The organism is Acinetobacter sp. SWBY1, assembly GCF_002946595.1.
GTDB classification, from domain to species: domain Bacteria; phylum Pseudomonadota; class Gammaproteobacteria; order Pseudomonadales; family Moraxellaceae; genus Acinetobacter; species Acinetobacter towneri.
Genome location: NZ_CP026616.1, coordinates 2,271,008 through 2,287,950, shown reverse-complemented (window position 1 = coordinate 2,287,950; position 16,943 = coordinate 2,271,008). Strand labels below are relative to the sequence as shown.

Annotated in this window: 16 protein-coding genes and 1 riboswitch; of the genes, 9 read left to right on the top strand and 7 right to left on the bottom strand. The window is 43.1% G+C overall.

The window, feature by feature from the left end:
* The first annotated feature begins 8 nt into the window (after positions 1-8).
* A complete protein-coding gene (locus tag C3Y93_RS10995; protein ID WP_104853281.1) occupies positions 9-281 on the top strand; it encodes an oxidative damage protection protein in 273 nt (90 codons plus the stop codon).
* 570 nt (positions 282-851) lie between these two features.
* On the opposite strand, the gene phoU is transcribed toward C3Y93_RS10995, so the two are convergent.
* Both phoU and C3Y93_RS10985 read right to left on the bottom strand, forming a co-directional pair.
* A complete protein-coding gene (gene phoU / locus C3Y93_RS10990) occupies positions 852-1,574 on the bottom strand; it encodes a phosphate signaling complex protein PhoU (RefSeq protein ID WP_004975736.1) in 723 nt (240 codons plus the stop codon).
* A gap of 450 nt (positions 1,575-2,024) precedes the next feature.
* Entirely contained in the window at positions 2,025-3,362 is a 1,338-nt protein-coding gene (locus C3Y93_RS10985; protein ID WP_104852922.1) for a TolC family outer membrane protein, read from the bottom strand.
* A 432-nt stretch (positions 3,363-3,794) separates the two neighbouring features.
* On the opposite strand from C3Y93_RS10985, the gene C3Y93_RS10980 reads away from it, so the two are divergent.
* The 7 genes from C3Y93_RS10980 (at position 3,795) to C3Y93_RS10950 (ending at position 10,583) form a co-directional block, all read left to right on the top strand.
* Positions 3,795-4,859 (top strand): hypothetical protein, encoded by a 1,065-nt coding sequence (locus C3Y93_RS10980; RefSeq protein ID WP_104852921.1) that lies wholly within the window; start codon positions 3,795-3,797, stop codon positions 4,857-4,859.
* 99 nt (positions 4,860-4,958) lie between these two features.
* Positions 4,959-5,106: riboswitch (TPP riboswitch) on the top strand.
* A gap of 102 nt (positions 5,107-5,208) precedes the next feature.
* A complete protein-coding gene (thiC, locus tag C3Y93_RS10975) occupies positions 5,209-7,104 on the top strand; it encodes a phosphomethylpyrimidine synthase ThiC (RefSeq protein WP_096901934.1) in 1,896 nt (631 codons plus the stop codon).
* Between the two features lie 77 nt (positions 7,105-7,181).
* The gene (locus C3Y93_RS10970; RefSeq protein WP_004975729.1) at positions 7,182-7,802 is read left to right on the top strand and encodes an NUDIX domain-containing protein; all 621 of its coding nucleotides are present in this window, start codon (positions 7,182-7,184) and stop codon (positions 7,800-7,802) included.
* Between the two features lie 10 nt (positions 7,803-7,812).
* On the top strand, positions 7,813-8,619 hold the full coding sequence (cpdA, locus tag C3Y93_RS10965) for a 3',5'-cyclic-AMP phosphodiesterase (protein WP_004975727.1): 807 nt from the start codon (positions 7,813-7,815) through the stop codon (positions 8,617-8,619).
* Between the two features lie 212 nt (positions 8,620-8,831).
* Positions 8,832-9,359: an RNA polymerase-binding protein DksA gene (dksA, locus tag C3Y93_RS10960; RefSeq protein WP_004975725.1), complete on the top strand. Its 528-nt coding sequence runs from the start codon at positions 8,832-8,834 to the stop codon at positions 9,357-9,359.
* Between the two features lie 2 nt (positions 9,360-9,361).
* The gene (gene gluQRS / locus C3Y93_RS10955; RefSeq protein ID WP_171287399.1) at positions 9,362-10,291 is read left to right on the top strand and encodes a tRNA glutamyl-Q(34) synthetase GluQRS; all 930 of its coding nucleotides are present in this window, start codon (positions 9,362-9,364) and stop codon (positions 10,289-10,291) included.
* Between the two features lie 52 nt (positions 10,292-10,343).
* Positions 10,344-10,583, top strand: coding sequence for a zinc-ribbon domain-containing protein (locus C3Y93_RS10950; RefSeq protein WP_104852920.1), 240 nt, complete (start codon positions 10,344-10,346; stop codon positions 10,581-10,583).
* Positions 10,584-10,594: 11 nt separating this feature from the next.
* Here the strand turns inward: C3Y93_RS10950 and ftsW are convergent, their stop codons facing one another.
* The 5 genes from ftsW to C3Y93_RS10925 form a co-directional block, all read right to left on the bottom strand.
* A complete protein-coding gene (ftsW, locus tag C3Y93_RS10945) occupies positions 10,595-11,791 on the bottom strand; it encodes a putative lipid II flippase FtsW (protein WP_104852919.1) in 1,197 nt (398 codons plus the stop codon).
* A 19-nt stretch (positions 11,792-11,810) separates the two neighbouring features.
* On the bottom strand, positions 11,811-13,157 hold the full coding sequence (gene murD / locus C3Y93_RS10940) for a UDP-N-acetylmuramoyl-L-alanine--D-glutamate ligase (protein WP_104853279.1): 1,347 nt from the start codon (positions 13,155-13,157) through the stop codon (positions 11,811-11,813).
* Between the two features lie 171 nt (positions 13,158-13,328).
* Positions 13,329-13,580: a DUF6587 family protein gene (locus C3Y93_RS10935; protein WP_004975717.1), complete on the bottom strand. Its 252-nt coding sequence runs from the start codon at positions 13,578-13,580 to the stop codon at positions 13,329-13,331.
* A gap of 32 nt (positions 13,581-13,612) precedes the next feature.
* Positions 13,613-15,469, bottom strand: a complete 1,857-nt coding sequence (feoB, locus tag C3Y93_RS10930) for a ferrous iron transporter B (protein WP_104852918.1) — start codon at positions 15,467-15,469, stop codon at positions 13,613-13,615.
* Positions 15,466-15,726 (bottom strand): FeoA family protein, encoded by a 261-nt coding sequence (locus C3Y93_RS10925; RefSeq protein ID WP_004975713.1) that lies wholly within the window; start codon positions 15,724-15,726, stop codon positions 15,466-15,468. Before C3Y93_RS10925 ends, feoB begins: the two co-directional genes overlap by 4 nt.
* 185 nt (positions 15,727-15,911) lie before the next feature.
* On the opposite strand from C3Y93_RS10925, the gene xerD reads away from it, so the two are divergent.
* Positions 15,912-16,829: a site-specific tyrosine recombinase XerD gene (gene xerD, locus C3Y93_RS10920; protein ID WP_004975712.1), complete on the top strand. Its 918-nt coding sequence runs from the start codon at positions 15,912-15,914 to the stop codon at positions 16,827-16,829.
* Positions 16,830-16,943 lie beyond the last annotated feature (114 nt).

Here is a 16,943-nt window from a genome sequence, read left to right as displayed (position 1 = left end):
AAGTCGCTATGTCTAAACAAGTGTTTTGTCGTAAATATGAAAAGGAAATGGATGCGATGGATTTTGCGCCATTTCCAGGTGCAAAAGGTCAGGAACTGTTTGAAACCGTGTCTAAGCAGGCATGGCAAGAATGGCTCAAACACCAAACTACACTCATTAACGAAAAGCGTTTAAATGTGTTTGAAGCCGATGCGAAAAAGTTTTTGGAAGAACAACGCGAGAAGTTTCTCAACAATGATGCCAGCTTGGAAGTCGCAGAAGGCTTAAAACCTCAAAACTAATCCAAGTACTGTTTTTCATTTTAGAAAATTCAAACCTTGTTCGCATTATCATTAAAAGAGTCTTTACGAAGGCTCTTTTTTTATAATCTTATTTATGATGAATTACAACAACAGTACTTTAAATAAATGAAAATAGATTCAAAAAATTAAGCTAATTTCCTATTTTTATTTCTCGATTGAAGCGTATATTTTATAGTCACAACAAAACACTTAACAATAGATTAATTATTGATTTCAAAAAGAATAATTTAAAAAAATAATCACACTAAAAATAATGTAATTTAAAAATACATTTGCATATAAAACGCTACATTCCACTACAATAAACCACATGATTCTTGAGTGTGATTTCCCTATACTTATTTTCAAGGAGATAAGCAATTATCTCTCACTATAATAAATATCCCCGATTTCAATCTCAGATTTCCCCCAAAGTCTGAGATTTTTTTTATCCAAAATTCAGGTTATTTCAAAATCTTAAAGATCAGCAAAAATCAAAAAGACTCATTCAAGCCATAAAAAAAAGCCCCATCATTAGATGAGGCTGAATATTCAAAAAAAAAGCTGAACTTAGCGTTCCTGTACTTTTTCTTCAATTTCTTTGACGCTGGTATGACGTACGTCAAAACCTTTGACCATATAAATCACTTGTTCTGAAATATTTCGTGCGTGGTCACCAATACGCTCTAATGAACGTAACACCCACATCACATTAATCACACGTGAAATATGACGCGGATCTTCAATCATATACGTCATAAGAGTACGTGTTGCAGATTGATATTCACGGTCAATATCGGCATCGGCAAGTAAAACACGCAGTGCTTGATCGACATCTAAACGCGCAAAAGCATCGAGTGCATCGTGAATCATGACGCGCACTTGGTTACCAATATGACGTGTTTCCATATAGCCGCGTGGCGAACCACCTTCTTCACATAAGTTTTGGGCAATACGGGCAATTTTTGCAGCTTCATCACCAATACGCTCTAAGTCAGTATTGGCTTTAGACATGGCAATCACCATACGCAAATCAATTGCGGCTGGATGACGACGCGCCAAAATCAAAGTTAAGGCTTCATCAATTTCGGTTTCCATGCGATTGACAACGTTGTCTTGGAACTGAACTTCTACCGCCAAGGCTGCATCGGTATCCAAGAGTGCGTGAATCGAGTTGGCAACCTGCTGCTCTACCAAACCACCCATGGCCATAAATTTGGTATTTACATCCTGCAAATCTTCATTGAACTGAGAAGAAATATGGTGACTTAACACAGGATTATTCGTACTCAAGGAATACACTCCACAACAAAAGGATAGACTGACGCAATGATTGAATATTAAAGCACAGCAATGATGACGTTTTTATGACATTTTCTCACCAAACTCTCAAGTCTGATCGTTTCTGTCTTTAAACAGCATAAGCCATTCAGATGACAAAATGACTTGGGTCTGTTGACATTTCGTCTATGTTTGCGGCAACGCATATTTTTTAGCTGATATAAGGCATGGGACAGGAAATTTAGTCATTCTAAATGACTGACTCATAAAGCAATAGTAGCAAAAATATGCTCGCCCCCTTGCGCAGCAAACAAAGCAACGCTTTGTTCTTGCTCATGTGGCTAAAACTTTCTCAGATTGCGTTATGAAACTTGGCAATAGTCTCGCTATTCCCTGCGTTTCATGCCTGATCTGCTCAGTTTTAGCCTACAGCGCAAGCCATTTATGAAATGTCAACAGACCCTATATGGCTTTCCGAATCAACCAAGCATTCATTTCCTGCACATCTTGTTCAGTCAATTGCCCAACGGCTGCTTTCAACTGTAACACATGCTTCAAATAGTCATACTGTGCATTGAGATAATCCTGCTTGGCAGAAAAGGCGTTACGCTGTGCCAACAGTACATCCACCATGGTTTTTAAACCTTCCTGATATTGCGCTTTGGATGCTCGTGCCACTAAATCTGCTGAATTCATTGCAGCCTGTCGCGCCTGCAATTTGGCTTGATCAGTTTCGACTTGTAAATATGCCTGTTTCACATCGGTATTGGCTTTACGGATTGCTGCATCTAGCTCGGCTTCAGATTTCTGTACCAAAACCACTGCTTTTTGCACATTTTTATTGACCCGCCCACCGCTAAACACATTCCAGTTCATTTCAATCCCGACCTGGTCGAACTGACCATCGGGCGACATGATACTTTCAGGGCTTTGTTTGGCATAACCATAACTGCCCACAGCTTCTACCTGCGGATAACGTGCTGCTTGTTCAACCCGACGTGCATCTTCGGCATATTGTCGCTGCAAACGTGCCTGTTGAATAGCCAAATTTTGAGTTTGTGCCAATTGCGACCATGCCTCTAAACTTTCAGGCACAGGTTTTTGAAATTGAAAGTCATCTCGCAAAACTGCCAAACTTTCTTGATATGGCCCAATCAATTGTGCCAACTGCTCTTGTGCCAAAACCAACTGCACATGTGTTCCAATCCTGTTCGCTCGTGCATTTTGATATTGCGCATTGGCTTCACTGACTTCACTTTTAGCCACCAAACCTTCACGCAGTTTGGCATTCATCATATTGAGCTGTTCCAACAAAGCTTTTTCTTCTTGTAAATATGCTGTTGTTAAAGACTGCTGTCTCAGCACATTAAAATACGCTTCTGATACATTCAAAATATGTTGCTGTTGTTGTAAACGTAAGGTGACTTCACTCAGGCTTAACGAGGTTTTGACTTGTTTCAGGGCTTGCCAAGCATCCCAACGAAATAAAGGCTGACGTGCTGTTAACGCGACTTGACGTGAAGTTGAAGATGAACTGCTTAAAAGCTCTGGCGAGGAACTGGCAATATTGACTCGACTCATTTCCTGACTTTTACGGGTGATATTGCCCGACAGAGTCACAGTTGGCAGTAAATTGCCTTGCGCAAGCCCTAAATTTAATTGATCGGCCTGATATTGTAATTGCTGTGCGCGCCAAGTCGGATCGCTATTTTGAGCACGCTGATAGGCTTGCATTAAATCCAAAGCAAAAGCGCTTGAACTCATCCAACATAAGCATGTTACTAACATCATTTTTTTCATTATTTTTCGATCAACCCACTCTGTAATTTCGTCAATCCTACTGCAATGTATTTTTACACCGCCCATACTAAAGCGAATTTGCATTTTTTTCGTATGACTTTCATTAATTTTGATAATTTTTCATATTATTTCAATTCATTGCAATAATTAAGCAAAGCCATACACGTGCTAACAATCGCTGCATAAAGTGGTACTTACTCACAGGCATGTAACCAAACTCTAGCAGAATACTACAATTTACTCCGTGGCTTTGACTTTACAATGCAAGCTCTCCCCTCGTCCTTCGACCCAAGCTTCTAAAACCGTGTGCCTCACAGCGGATATTTTAAATTTAGAATTTTGGTATGAATGACTCATTTTGAATTTTTGGAATCCATAGTGCCTAAATGAAGGCACTAGATGATGAATGAATACTCATGTTGAATTGCTGTAATGGTTAAATTTCTTCGCGCCAGTAAACTTGCCCTACTGCTTGGCAGTTGTCTGTATTTGCTCGCCTGCCAAAATTCAGATACACCTCCCGTAGCTGAACCACCAAAGGTACAGGCCAGTGCCAGCGAGCCTGTGGATTTGACCCAAATGTGTGAAAATATTCAGCACAATATGCAGCAAATTGACAATACCCGCACCACGTTTGCGCTAGAACAAATTAATCAGGATTTAAAAGTCTGCCTACCCTTGCTGCCTTTGAATGAGCAATTAAATTTGCTCAATCTTTCGACCCAAATGTATCAACGCTTTTTGCATGTAGAACGCAGCGCTGCAGAACAAGCTGCCTTTGACCAACACGCTTTTGATATGGCACAGCATCCGACCATTCAGCAAAGTCATTTTGAAAACTTTGCCTTGCGTGATCAATATTTATTGAAACATAAGGGACAAGCCTATTTAGAGCTATACGATGCAGGTGAAGCACAGTTGGTTTATCGTCGAAGCCCGCAATACTTAGCCATTATTTTTGCGCCTTACATGCCCGATGCCGAGCAGATTTTTATTGAAAGAATGGCCAATGACAATATGCAGCACAGCCTGCGTGATGGTGGACTCACCCTTGATGCTGCCGATTTGACTGAACGCGCCTTATTTTGGGAAGATTACGTGCAGCGTTATCCTAAAAGTCACTTTATACGGGATGCACGTTATCTAGCCGAAGTGTATGCCTTGCTGCTGTTTAAAGGCACAGTCAACAGTCCTGTTTCTCAGGATTATGTCGATGAATACAGTATCCAACCTGCCGTATTATTTGAAATTAAAAAACTGGCAAAGTTGCAAAAATCTCCCTTAGCACAGCAAGCGCGTAAATTCCTTGCCTTTTTACACATGAGCAGTGAACAACGACTCACTGAAATTGCAGCACAGCCCACTGCACGTGAACAGCGTGAATATGGCGATGATGCTTTAGTACATGCACAGTTGCATCAATATTTAAATTTAAAGAACATCTCCATCCATGCAAAACGCGATTGTTTTAGTGATGCCGTTTGTATTACTCGCTAATTATCCAAAGTCGCTTAAAGCTCAAATACTTGTCATTAGGCATCAAAGAATAAAAGCCGCGCGAAGCCTGCTTTTATACCAACAACGTGCTACTATTTATACAGCTTGACGGAGCGCGAGTAATTCCTCGCTGAGATTGTGTCCATTCTTTGTTGTTTGCCCAAAGGTCTGCAACACAGATTTAAACCCAAGTACCGTTGAACCTGATCAGGTTAAAACCTGCGTAGGAATCAAGCCACCTAAAAACCCCGCCACACGGTTAATGTTGAACTATTAAAGTTTCAACAACTCAATTGCAATGTTTTTGGTCGTGCTTGATTCGTTGATTTCATTCTTCAGGATCATTGCAATGAACCAATTAACGAATCTATCCCCTGCTGACATTTCTGCTCAACACGAGCAAGATGCCAAAGATTTAACCCGCATTTTGCCTGCATCGAAAAAAGTCTATATTCAAGGCTCACGCCCAGACATTCAGGTGCCAATGCGTGAAATTGAACTGACCGACACTCCAACAGGTTTAGGCGGTGAGCACAATCCACCGCTCATGGTGTATGACACTTCAGGTGTATATACCGACCCAAATGTTGAAATTGACTTAAACAAAGGCTTACCAAATATTCGTGACAGCTGGATTGAAGAACGCCAAGACACCGAAAAACTAGAAACTCTGAGCTCTGCATTTGGTCAAGAACGCTTACGTGACATTCGCACCGCTGAAATTCGTTTTGCGCATATTCAAAAGCCACGTCGTGCCAAAGCGGGCAAAAACGTAACCCAAATGCACTATGCCAAACAAGGCATCATCACCCCAGAAATGGAATATATCGCGATTCGTGAAAACCAGCGTCAGCGCGAAGGGGTCGATATGCGTCAGCACCCAGGTCAAAACTTCGGGGCTAAAAATCTAACCGAAATCACGCCAGAATTTGTACGTCAGGAAGTGGCTGAAGGCCGTGCAATTATCCCTGCCAACATTAACCACCCAGAATGTGAACCGATGATTATTGGCCGTAACTTCTTGGTGAAAATCAATGCCAATATTGGTAACTCGGCACTAGGTTCCAGTATTGATGAAGAAGTCGCAAAAATGACTTGGGCAACCCGTTGGGGTGCAGACACCATCATGGACTTATCGACAGGTAAGAACATCCATGAAACCCGTGAATGGATTATCCGTAACTCACCTGTGCCAATTGGTACTGTTCCTATTTATCAAGCCTTAGAAAAAGTAAATGGCATTGCCGAAGACCTCACTTGGGAAATCTTTAAAGACACGCTGATTGAACAGGCTGAACAAGGTGTGGATTACTTCACCATTCACGCAGGCGTGTTATTGCGTTATGTACCCCTCACGGCCAATCGCTTAACAGGTATTGTATCGCGTGGCGGTTCAATCATGGCGCAATGGTGTTTGGCGCATCATGAAGAAAACTTCCTTTACACACACTTTGATGAAATCTGCGAAATCATGAAAGCTTACGATGTATCGTTCAGCTTAGGTGATGGTTTACGTCCGGGTTGTATTCAAGATGCCAACGATGAAGCACAGTTCAGCGAGCTGCGTACTTTGGGCGAATTGACCCACCGTGCTTGGGAACATGATGTGCAAGTGATGATTGAAGGCCCAGGACACGTGCCAATGCACATGGTCAAAGAAAATATGGACTTGCAACTTGAGGTCTGTAAAGAAGCACCATTCTATACACTTGGCCCATTAACCACTGATATTGCTCCAGGCTACGACCACATTACCTCTGCCATTGGTGCAGCGATGATTGGCTGGTACGGTACAGCAATGCTGTGCTATGTGACACCAAAAGAGCATTTGGGCTTACCAAACAAAAAAGACGTCAAAGACGGCATCATCACCTATAAGATTGCAGCCCACGCGGCTGACCTTGCCAAAGGTCACCCAGGTGCACAAGCCCGTGACAATGCGCTGTCTAAAGCACGTTTTGAATTCCGCTGGGAAGATCAGTTCAACCTGAGCCTTGACCCAGACACCGCACGCAGCATGCATGATGAAACCATGCCAAAAGAAGCGCATAAGTCTGCACACTTCTGTTCAATGTGCGGACCAAAGTTCTGCTCCATGAAAATCACCCAAAACGTGAGAGATTATGCACAAAATCAAAATGCTGCGAACAAAACAGAGCAAGTAGATGCAGAGGTAGAATCAGGTCTCAAAGCCATGAAAACCGCTTATCAGGAACATGGTCAAAAATTGTACCATAAGCTATAAATTGTTTAAAAAGCGTTTGTATTCAATCAAATCTCAGTTAGGATGAAATCATGCTTTGCTCATCCTGATGAGAGTTTATGAAGATTATTCAACAAGCAACTTATGGACAACACGATGCACAGATTCACCAACGTGAATACCTGTATCGTGGTTTTATTCAGGTTGAAAAAGTCAGCCTGAGCCATCGCTTGTTTAATCAAACTACATATACCCCAGTCCTTCAGCGTGAACTCATTCAACGCCCTGAAGCGGCTGGGGTACTCATTTATGATGCACCACAACAAAAATTTGCCCTGATTGAACAATTCCGTATTGGTGCAATTGATGATTGCGACTCGCCTTGGCAACTCGAAGTGATTGCAGGCGTGCTAGATGGCAATGAATCACCTGAAAGTTGCATTCGTCGTGAAGCTTTGGAAGAATCGGGCTGTGAATTAAAAGAATTACAACATTTATTCAGTTTTTATCCATCTGCGGGTGCATGCGCAGAATTGTTCCACTTATATAGTGCGAGCACCACGTTACCACAGGAAGGTGGCGTGTTTGGTATGCCAGATGAAGGAGAGAATATTCAATTACACATTCTTGATTATCAGGAAATTCCAAACTTGCTGACCAATGGTCGGCTAAAAAACGCCCCTGTCATCATGGCATTGCAATGGTTACAACAACAAATTAAAACCGTGAAGGATGTCTAAGGGGTCAGGCATGACTTTATTCTCAAACAATCACCAGCAACGCTGGACAATTGTACAAATTTCAGATACGCACCTCATGAATCAGGAAGATTTAGAGTTTGTGCACATGAATCCTGAACGCAGCTTTCACGCGGTAATGCACGATATTCAACAGCAATATCCGCAGCTCGATGCTATTTTCCATACAGGCGATTTAGCACAAATCCCTGTTGCTGAAACCTATCAGCGTTATTTGCAGTTTATGCAGACTTTGAATACGCCGCATTTCCAGATTCCGGGCAATCATGATGATGCCGCGGTTTTTCCATTCCATTTACAGTCCAATCAAGTTCATGCAATTGAGTTGGGCAATTGGAGTGTCATTTTACTGAATACTGCGGTTAAAGGTCGGATTGATGGCTGGATGGACGCAGCACAATTACAGCAGTTAGATCAGCTTTTACAGCAACATGCGCAGCAGCAGGTGATTATTGCCTGTCATCACCATCCTTTTGATATGCAATCGCACTGGATAGATCAGCACAAACTTAAAAATACCGAAGCCTTAATTGATGTATTGGCACGCCACAACAATGTCAAATTGGTGCTGTGTGGGCATGTGCATCAAGACTCATTAAATGAATGGCAAGGGATTCAATTTTACTCTACGCCTTCGACCTGCGTGCAATTTAAACCACATAGCCAGCACTTTGCGCTTGGGCCTGAGGCACCGGGTTACCGTGTGTTACATTTGAATGCAGATGGCAGTTTTAGCACCCAAGTGCATCGGGTTGAGCATGTCACACAACAAATAAATTTTGAAATTTCAGGTTATTAACTTTCCATTTTATTTTTTTTGCTTTACTTTATGCCTTCAACGAAAAAATGCGATAACACATCCAAACATCAAAGACTATCCATAATCAAAAAAAGTCTATATGATGACGTCCCCCGAAGAGAGAATTCTTTCTGAGGGAGTGGATACAAACACTTGCATATCACCATATTTTTCGCGTATGAATCTTACGCATATGATGAGGAATGCCCTACATGGCGAATGACAACCAAAATCAAGTCTTGGACGAACAAACAGATCTTGTAGAAGAAAAAGCTACAAAACGCGTGCGTAAGGCAAAGCCAAAGGCTTTAGAGGGTGGTTCTACAGCTAGCTTATTTGGTATTGCACCTTATCAGCCGAAAAAGAATGAAGAATACATGTCTGAAGGACAACTCGAACATTTCCGTCAAATTTTAATGGCGTGGAAAGAAGAGTTAATGTCAGAAGTAGATCGTACACTCAACACCATGCAAGACGAAAATACCGCTTTGCCTGATGTGAATGACCGCGCGACACAAGAAGAAGAATTTGCGATTGAATTACGTACCCGTGACCGTGAACGTAAATTGATTCGTAAAATTGAACAATCCATTGAAGCGATTAAAAACGATGACTATGGTTTCTGTGAAACTTGTGGTATCGAAATTGGTCTGCGTCGTTTAGAAGCACGCCCAACGGCAACGTTATGTATTGACTGCAAAACTTTGGCAGAGATCAAAGAGAAGCAAAATAACGGTTAATTGTGACTGTTGAAAATTCTTTAGCGGAGCATGCTCCCCATGCGCAGCAGCGAGATCATATTTCGCTGACGCGCTACTCAGGTCGGTTTGCGCCATCGCCAACCGGCCCTTTGCATTTTGGCTCTCTCATTACTGCCGTTGCCAGTTATTGCGATGCCAAAGCCCAGCACGGCACTTGGCTGGTACGTATTGAAGATACTGACATCCCACGCATTTACCCTGGCAGTGAAAATCATATCTTGCGTTGTATTGATGCCTTTCAATTTGAGCCAGATGCCGAAATTATTTTCCAGAAAGATCGCCTCGATCTCTATGCAGCCGTGTTGCAACAATTGCAGCAACGCGACTTGGTCTATGCCTGTCAATGCACCCGCAAAATGCTTGGCTCCAATCATATTTATGCAGGGACTTGCCGCAATTTAGGTTTAGATTTTGCCAATCAAGCGATTCGAGTCAAAGTCACAGACCAAGAGATTTGCTTTCAAGACCGCCTGCAAGACAAACAATGTTCCAACCTTGCGCAGGACTTGGGCGATTTTGTCCTAAAACGGCGTGATGGCATTATCAATTATCAACTGGCAGTGGTGGTGGATGATTATTTGCAAGACATTACCCATGTGGTTCGCGGCGCAGATTTACTCGACAACACCGCACGGCAAATCTATTTGGGGCAACTGTTAGGCTACCCTAAACTCAGCTACACGCACCTGCCTTTAGCCATGAATGCACAAGGGCAAAAACTGTCTAAACAGAACTTGGCACAAGCTTTAGATTTAGCCCAAGCACCGAAGCTGCTACAAGCCGCTTTAACTGCCTTAAATCAAGCCACTGTCGAATTAGACACCCCTGCACGCATGCTTACGCAAGCCATTCAGCAATGGGATCTTTCACGTATTCCTGCAGGCACAGCTTTACACGGCTATTATTTATAAAATTTAAAATTCAGTTATGCTCAAATTGAAATGGATCATTTGAGGTTGTGTCATGTTTTTTATTTTTGGTGTTGGACCGAAAACCAAAGTGGTCGAGAAAAGTCAATTTAGCTGCCCCGTTTGCCGCACTCGCAGTAGCTATGAACTCAGACAGCAACGACAATATTTTTCCTTATTTTTTATTCCCTTGTTTCCTATGTCTAAACAAAAAAATACTACAGTCAAGTGCTTACACTGCGGAACAGTCATGCCAAGCATGGTCTTGCACCATGCTCAGCCAGAAGCGAAATAGAAGGATAAATTCTAGAAGCTGGATTCTTCACGGCTAGGGTTAATCTCATGCGTGCTGGCTTCAATTTTCAGAATCAAACTCACCATCACTGCACACATAATTAACGATGAACCACCATAACTAATAAAAGGTAGAGTCAAACCTTTGGTAGGCAACATACCCATATTCATGCCTGCATTCACCATAATCTGTAATAAGAAGATAATGCTGATGCCATAAGCCAAATATCCTGCACGTAAGTACTGGTTTTTCAGGGCGCGATGACCAATTTTAATGCAGGCAATCAGCATAGCAAAAGACAAGCTCAACACCACAAAAATGCCTAAAAAGCCAAACTCTTCACCTAAGACAGCCAACATAAAGTCCGTATGTGCTTCAGGTAAATAGGACATTTTCTGGATACTATGCCCCAAGCCTACGCCTGCCCATTCACCGCGTCCAAATGCCATTAAGGCGTTAGACAACTGATAACCGACACCCAAAGGGTCATTCCACGGGTTTGAGAACGACATTAAACGCTCAAAACGATAAGGCTCAAATACCACCAAAAACACAAAGGCGGCAATAATCGCGCCAAAGGCAATACCAAACTGAATTAATGGCGCACCAGCTAAAAAGAAGACCCCTAACATGGTCAAGGCAATCACCACGGTCGCCCCCAAGTCAGGCTCTGCAATCACCAAACCTACCGTGACTGCCATAATCACTGCAAGACGAATCAGACCTTTAATGTTATTACGCACTTCTTCGGCACGGCGCACCACATAGTCAGCGGTAAAAATGGCCATCATCACTTTAGCGACTTCGGAAGCTTGCAGGGTAAAACCTGCGACCCGAATCCAGCGTTTAGAACCATTGACTTCAGTACCCACCAGCAACACTGCAGCCAACAAGGCAATGGTCACAATCCACAGAAAGAAGGTGTTGTTAAACCAGGTATTCAGCGGCACTCTATAGGCAATCACGGCAGCGATTAATGCCACCACAATAGAAATGCCATGACGCAATACATAGTGAAAGGCATTTTCATGCATGCGCTCGGCATAAGGCATAGAAGCCGATGCCACCATGATTGAACCAATACATAACAGCGCCAGTACGCTAAAAATCAGCACATTGCGTACATTCACTTCCGCTGGCAGTTTGGGTAACCAGCGATCATAGACCTGATTGAGTTTATTGATTGTTGTCTGAGCAAAGCCAGCCATATCTCACACCTTATTGTTGTTATACCAGTGCGTTGACATAAGCAACGAACTTGTGACCACGTTCTGGATAGCCCGAGAACATATCAAAACTTGCACATGCAGGTGACAATAACACCACATCATGCGCTTGTGTATGTTGTTGGCAGATTTCAACTGCTTGTTGCAAGGTATCTGCAGTTAAGAGTTGGGTTGTTCCCGCAACTGCTGTTTCAATTTTCGTAGCATCCTCACCAATCAACACTGCCAGTTTGGCATATTGTTGCAATGATTGGCGCAGCGCAGTGAAGTCCTGCCCTTTGCCTTGCCCACCTAAAATAATCGCAACCTTACCGCCTTGTGCCTGAATTGCTGCACCCAAGCCATCTAAAGCTGCCAAAGTTGCACCGATGTTGGTTCCTTTGGAGTCATTATAATAACGCACCCCATGTAATTCTTTGACGAATTCACAACGATGCTCCAAACCTTTAAAGGTTTTCAGCGTTTCCAGCATGCTGTGCATAGATAAACCAATGGCTTCACCCAATGCCAAACACGCTAATGCATTAGCAATATTGTGTGTGCCTTGAATATACATCTCGGTGCTTTTTAATAAACGCTCACGCCCACGTGCCAACCACATGCTGCCATCATCATCTTTTAATAAGCCGTATTGGTTTAGGTCAGGCGCATTTAAGCCAAAACTTTGCATAGGAGTCTGATCTGGCACCAACGGACGACTCAAAGCATCATCACGGTTAAACACCACTTTTTTCACACCCTGAAAAATACGATGTTTGGCGGTGTGATAACCGAACATATCGCCATGACGGTCTAAATGGTCTTCACTCATGTTCAGCACTACCGCCACTTCTGCATTTAAATTCGAGGTGGTTTCTAGCTGAAAACTGGAGAGTTCTAAAATATACAGTTCAGGATCATCTTTGATCAGATCCAGCGCAGGGCGTCCCAAATTGCCACCTACCGCGACTTTTTTGCCTGCCTGCTCTGCCATTAAACCAATCAGTGTGGTAACGGTACTTTTCGCATTAGACCCTGTAATTGCCACAATAGGTTTGTCGGTCGCACGACGTAAAATCTGAATTTCACTCACCACAGGAATGCCCTGCGCCATCGCAGCCTGAATTTCAGGGAGTTTTGGATCTAGCCCTGGGCTAATCACAATTTCTTCTGCAGACAACAATAAATCCTGATCAAACTGACCAAAACGGGTTTCCACTTCGGCAGGAATTTGGTCATGCCCTGGGGGTGTGGGGCGAGAATCTGTCACAGCAACGCGGTAACCCTGATGATGTAAAAAATTAACGGCTGCAACACCAGAAATACCAAGTCCTGCAACGACTTTTAATCCACCACGTTGTATTAACATTTTTGCCCCATTTTGTGCGCTAATTTTGAAACAGACAAAATAGTAGCACTTTGCTGTTTTGAATGCTTTTTCTGTTTGCAGTTCCTGCAGTTTTTTTGTGTCAGTGCGTAAAAAAACCGTCATATTGCAGACGGTTTTTAAAAAGAATATTGCTAAAGTGAATAAACAAGTCTATTTCCACTTCACCGCTTGAACTTCAACTTTCTTTTCTGCGGGTTGATCTTGAGAATCACAACCACAACTGCCACCACAGCCTGCCGCGGCTGCAGGTTTTAGCCATTTGGCCAAGCCATGCCAGCCTTTTTCAGTACAGAAATTGGAGAGTTTTAGAAAAACTGCGCCAGAAGTCTTGGGAAAGACTTTTTTAAAGACTACTACAGCACTCCACAGTACCAATGCAGCAACAATTAAAATTTCAACCATGTTCATCTACTCCTGTAGGTCAGGCATGTGCCTTAACCCAACAAATACGATGCCGTTTGATAAGTCAGGAATGACATGAAATAAGCCAAACCAAATAGATAGCAGGTCATAATACTGACCGTACGCCATGATCCTGTTTCGCGTTTTACCGTTGCTAAAGTTGCCAAACAATGCGGTGCATAAATAAACCACACCAATAACGATAAACCCGTTGCCAATGACCAGCCCAGTTCACCACCACCACTAATTAAAGCAGCCAAACCTTGGGACATGGCATCTTCATCCACTGCAGATAAGGCATAGACTGTGCCTAATGCAGCCACCACCACTTCACGCGCTGCCATCGCAGGAATCAAGGCAATCACGATCTGCCAGTTAAAGCCCACAGGAGCAAAAATTGGCTGTAATACATGCCCCAGCATCCCTGCAAAACTATAGTCAATTGCAGGCATGGTCGCGCCTTCAGGCGGCTGCGGGAACGTACACAAGAACCACAATAAAATCGACAGTGCAAAAATAATGCCACCGACACGCTTTAAGAAAATTTTGGCGCGATCTAGCAAACCAATCCAAACACTTTTTAGGTCTGGAAAACGGTAACTTGGTAGTTCCATCAACAAGACATGCTCAGATTTATCTTTTTGCAAAAATTTAAGCACAAAAGATACGCCCAAGGCACTCACAATGCCTGCCATATACAGACCGAACAAGACCAGACCTTGTAAATTAAACATGCCCCATACGGTTTGATTGGGAATGAATGCTGCGATGAGTAAGGCATATACAGGCAAGCGCGCAGAACAAGTCATTAACGGCGCAACCATAATCGTGGTTAAACGATCACGTGGGTCAGCAATACTACGCGTTGCCATAATGCCCGGCACTGCACAGGCAAAACTAGACAGCAATGGAATAAAGGCACGACCACTCAAACCTGCGCTAAACATCAGCTTATCGAGCAAGAATGCGGCACGTGGCAAATAACCCGATTCCTCTAAAATTAAAATAAACAGGAACAGAATTAAAATTTGCGGCAAGAACACCACCACACCGCCTGCGCCCGCAATAATGCCATCCACAATCAAGCTGTTCAGCAAGGGATGGCTAATGTTTTCGCCAATCACTTCACCTAGCCAGCCAAATAAACTTTCGATGCCATCCATAAACGGTGCAGCCCAAGCAAATACCGCTTGGAAGACAACAAACATCATCACCGCAAGGCTGACTAAACCGAATACAGGATGTAAAAAAATTTTATCGAGGAAGTCGGAGCGTTTGTCTTCTTGATCTACAAAGTGCACCACATCATACAAAATGGTTTGAATCCGTTGATGCTGACTGCCTGTTAAGCCTGTCAATTCTGTCTGCGGAACAGCAAATTTGCCCTGATCTAAGGCATGCATTAAGTTTTGAATACCTGAATCACGCACTGCCACGGTTTCCACCACAGGTACACCCAAACGCTCAGACAATTTTTGCGTGTTGATTTGCATGCCACGACGACGCGCCTCATCCATCATGTTGAGTACCAACAAAATCGGACGACCCAGTGCAATCATTTCCAAAACCAAGCCCAAATGCAATTTCAGGTTGGTGGCATCCACGACACAAAGAAAGGCATCTTGCTGACCTTCTTCGGCTATTTTGCCCTGTACTACATCACGGGTAATGGCTTCGTCGGGACTGGTGGCTTCTAAACTATAAGTTCCGGGCAAATCCAACACCCGCACCGCCTGTCCCGAAGGCAAGGTGAATTGCCCGACTTTACGCTCCACGGTCACGCCTGCGTAGTTGCCAACTTTTTGACGTGTCCCTGTCAAATGGTTAAATAAAGATGTTTTACCGCAGTTTGGATTCCCTACAAGTGCGATACGTAAGGCATCGCTCATGCGGACACCCCTTGTTCAATTTCAATGCGTTCAGCTTCTACTTTGCGCAAAGCAAAACGGGTAAACCCCACTTGAATCAGGATTGGATCACCACCAAAAATACCTTTGGTAATCACCTGCACCTGCGTACCCGGCACAAAACCCAGTGTTTCTAAGCGGTTTGCCACCAAGTCACTAAGGGATGTTCCACCATCGGCGGTACGTAATACCTGACGGATGATGGCTGTTTGTTTTGCTTTAAGTTCTGACAAACGCACCGTGAAATTCCTATACCATTTTGCATATTATAACATGCAAATGAGAACAATTAACAAATAAGGTCGACTTACATTTAAATGCTTTATATCACATCGACAGCCTTGCTGAATTGGATTAGAGTAGAAAATAACGCTGCTTATTATCGAATTTCTCAATTAATTTTGTGATTTCGTCTGTGATTCCTATGCTGAACAAAAAACCTCGTATTCCTGCTGCAATACAAATTCCAGAAGCTTTGAGCTTTTTGGAAGGCTATCGCAACGATTTAATCGCGCAAAGTGTCAGCCCGCATACCCGCAATGCCTATCTGTCCGATTTAATTCAATGCAGTGACTATGTCAGCAAACCCATGCCTGAATGGAATCATGACGATATTTCAGATGTACTCATCGAACTCACCAAACAACAAAAAAGCCCCCGCTCTATTGCACGCTGCCTGTCTGCACTACGTTCTTTTTATAAATTTTTAAGAGAGCACAAACTGCGCTCTGACAACCCTGTTGCTGCGCATAAAACCCCAAAATTAGGTCGTGCCTTACCCAAAGATTTATCTGAAGCCGATGTTGAAGCCTTAATTCACGCTCCTGACATCAACACTGCACTCGGATTACGAGATCGTGCCATGCTTGAAGTCTTATATGCTTGCGGTTTACGAGTGACGGAATTGCTGAATTTACGTTTAGAATTAATCAACCTAAAACAAGGCTATTTACGAATTGTAGGTAAAGGCAATAAAGAGCGTTTGGTGCCTATGGGACAAGTCGCTTGTGAATGGATAGAAAAATATTTAACCGAGTCGCGTCCGCAACTGTATAAAAGTGCTACCGATTATCTATTTTTAACAGTTCATGGCGGCATTATGAGCCGACAAAATTTTTGGTATGCCATTAAACGCTATGCCCTGCAAGCAGGCATTCAAGCCGAGTTATCGCCACACACGTTAAGACATGCCTTTGCCACACACTTACTCAATCATGGGGCAGATTTACGCGTGGTACAAATGCTGCTCGGGCACAGTGATTTATCCACCACACAAATCTACACCCACGTCGCACAAATCCGTATGCAGCAATTGCATGCCCAGCATCATCCACGGGCTTAAAAAAACAAAAACGACGTAGAAGCATAGGGTCTGTTGACACTTCATCTATGAACGTAAGCCATTTATGAAATGGCAACAGACCCTAACGATCACGAATATTTTTTGTTATGCTAA

What these genes read in the sequence shown, in the direction of transcription:
- C3Y93_RS10995 (WP_104853281.1), top strand. Translation starts at nt 9, where the DNA reads ATGTCTAAACAAGTGTTTTGTCGTAAATATGAAAAGGAAATGGATGCG.
- C3Y93_RS10985 (WP_104852922.1), bottom strand. Translation starts at nt 3,362, where the DNA reads ATGAAAAAAATGATGTTAGTAACATGCTTATGTTGGATGAGTTCAAGC.
- C3Y93_RS10980 (WP_104852921.1), top strand. Translation starts at nt 3,795, where the DNA reads ATGGTTAAATTTCTTCGCGCCAGTAAACTTGCCCTACTGCTTGGCAGT.
- thiC (WP_096901934.1), top strand. Translation starts at nt 5,209, where the DNA reads ATGAACCAATTAACGAATCTATCCCCTGCTGACATTTCTGCTCAACAC.
- C3Y93_RS10970 (WP_004975729.1), top strand. Translation starts at nt 7,182, where the DNA reads ATGAAGATTATTCAACAAGCAACTTATGGACAACACGATGCACAGATT.
- cpdA (WP_004975727.1), top strand. Translation starts at nt 7,813, where the DNA reads ATGACTTTATTCTCAAACAATCACCAGCAACGCTGGACAATTGTACAA.
- dksA (WP_004975725.1), top strand. Translation starts at nt 8,832, where the DNA reads ATGGCGAATGACAACCAAAATCAAGTCTTGGACGAACAAACAGATCTT.
- C3Y93_RS10950 (WP_104852920.1), top strand. Translation starts at nt 10,344, where the DNA reads ATGTTTTTTATTTTTGGTGTTGGACCGAAAACCAAAGTGGTCGAGAAA.
- ftsW (WP_104852919.1), bottom strand. Translation starts at nt 11,791, where the DNA reads ATGGCTGGCTTTGCTCAGACAACAATCAATAAACTCAATCAGGTCTAT.
- murD (WP_104853279.1), bottom strand. Translation starts at nt 13,157, where the DNA reads ATGTTAATACAACGTGGTGGATTAAAAGTCGTTGCAGGACTTGGTATT.
- C3Y93_RS10935 (WP_004975717.1), bottom strand. Translation starts at nt 13,580, where the DNA reads ATGGTTGAAATTTTAATTGTTGCTGCATTGGTACTGTGGAGTGCTGTA.
- feoB (WP_104852918.1), bottom strand. Translation starts at nt 15,469, where the DNA reads ATGAGCGATGCCTTACGTATCGCACTTGTAGGGAATCCAAACTGCGGT.
- xerD (WP_004975712.1), top strand. Translation starts at nt 15,912, where the DNA reads ATGCTGAACAAAAAACCTCGTATTCCTGCTGCAATACAAATTCCAGAA.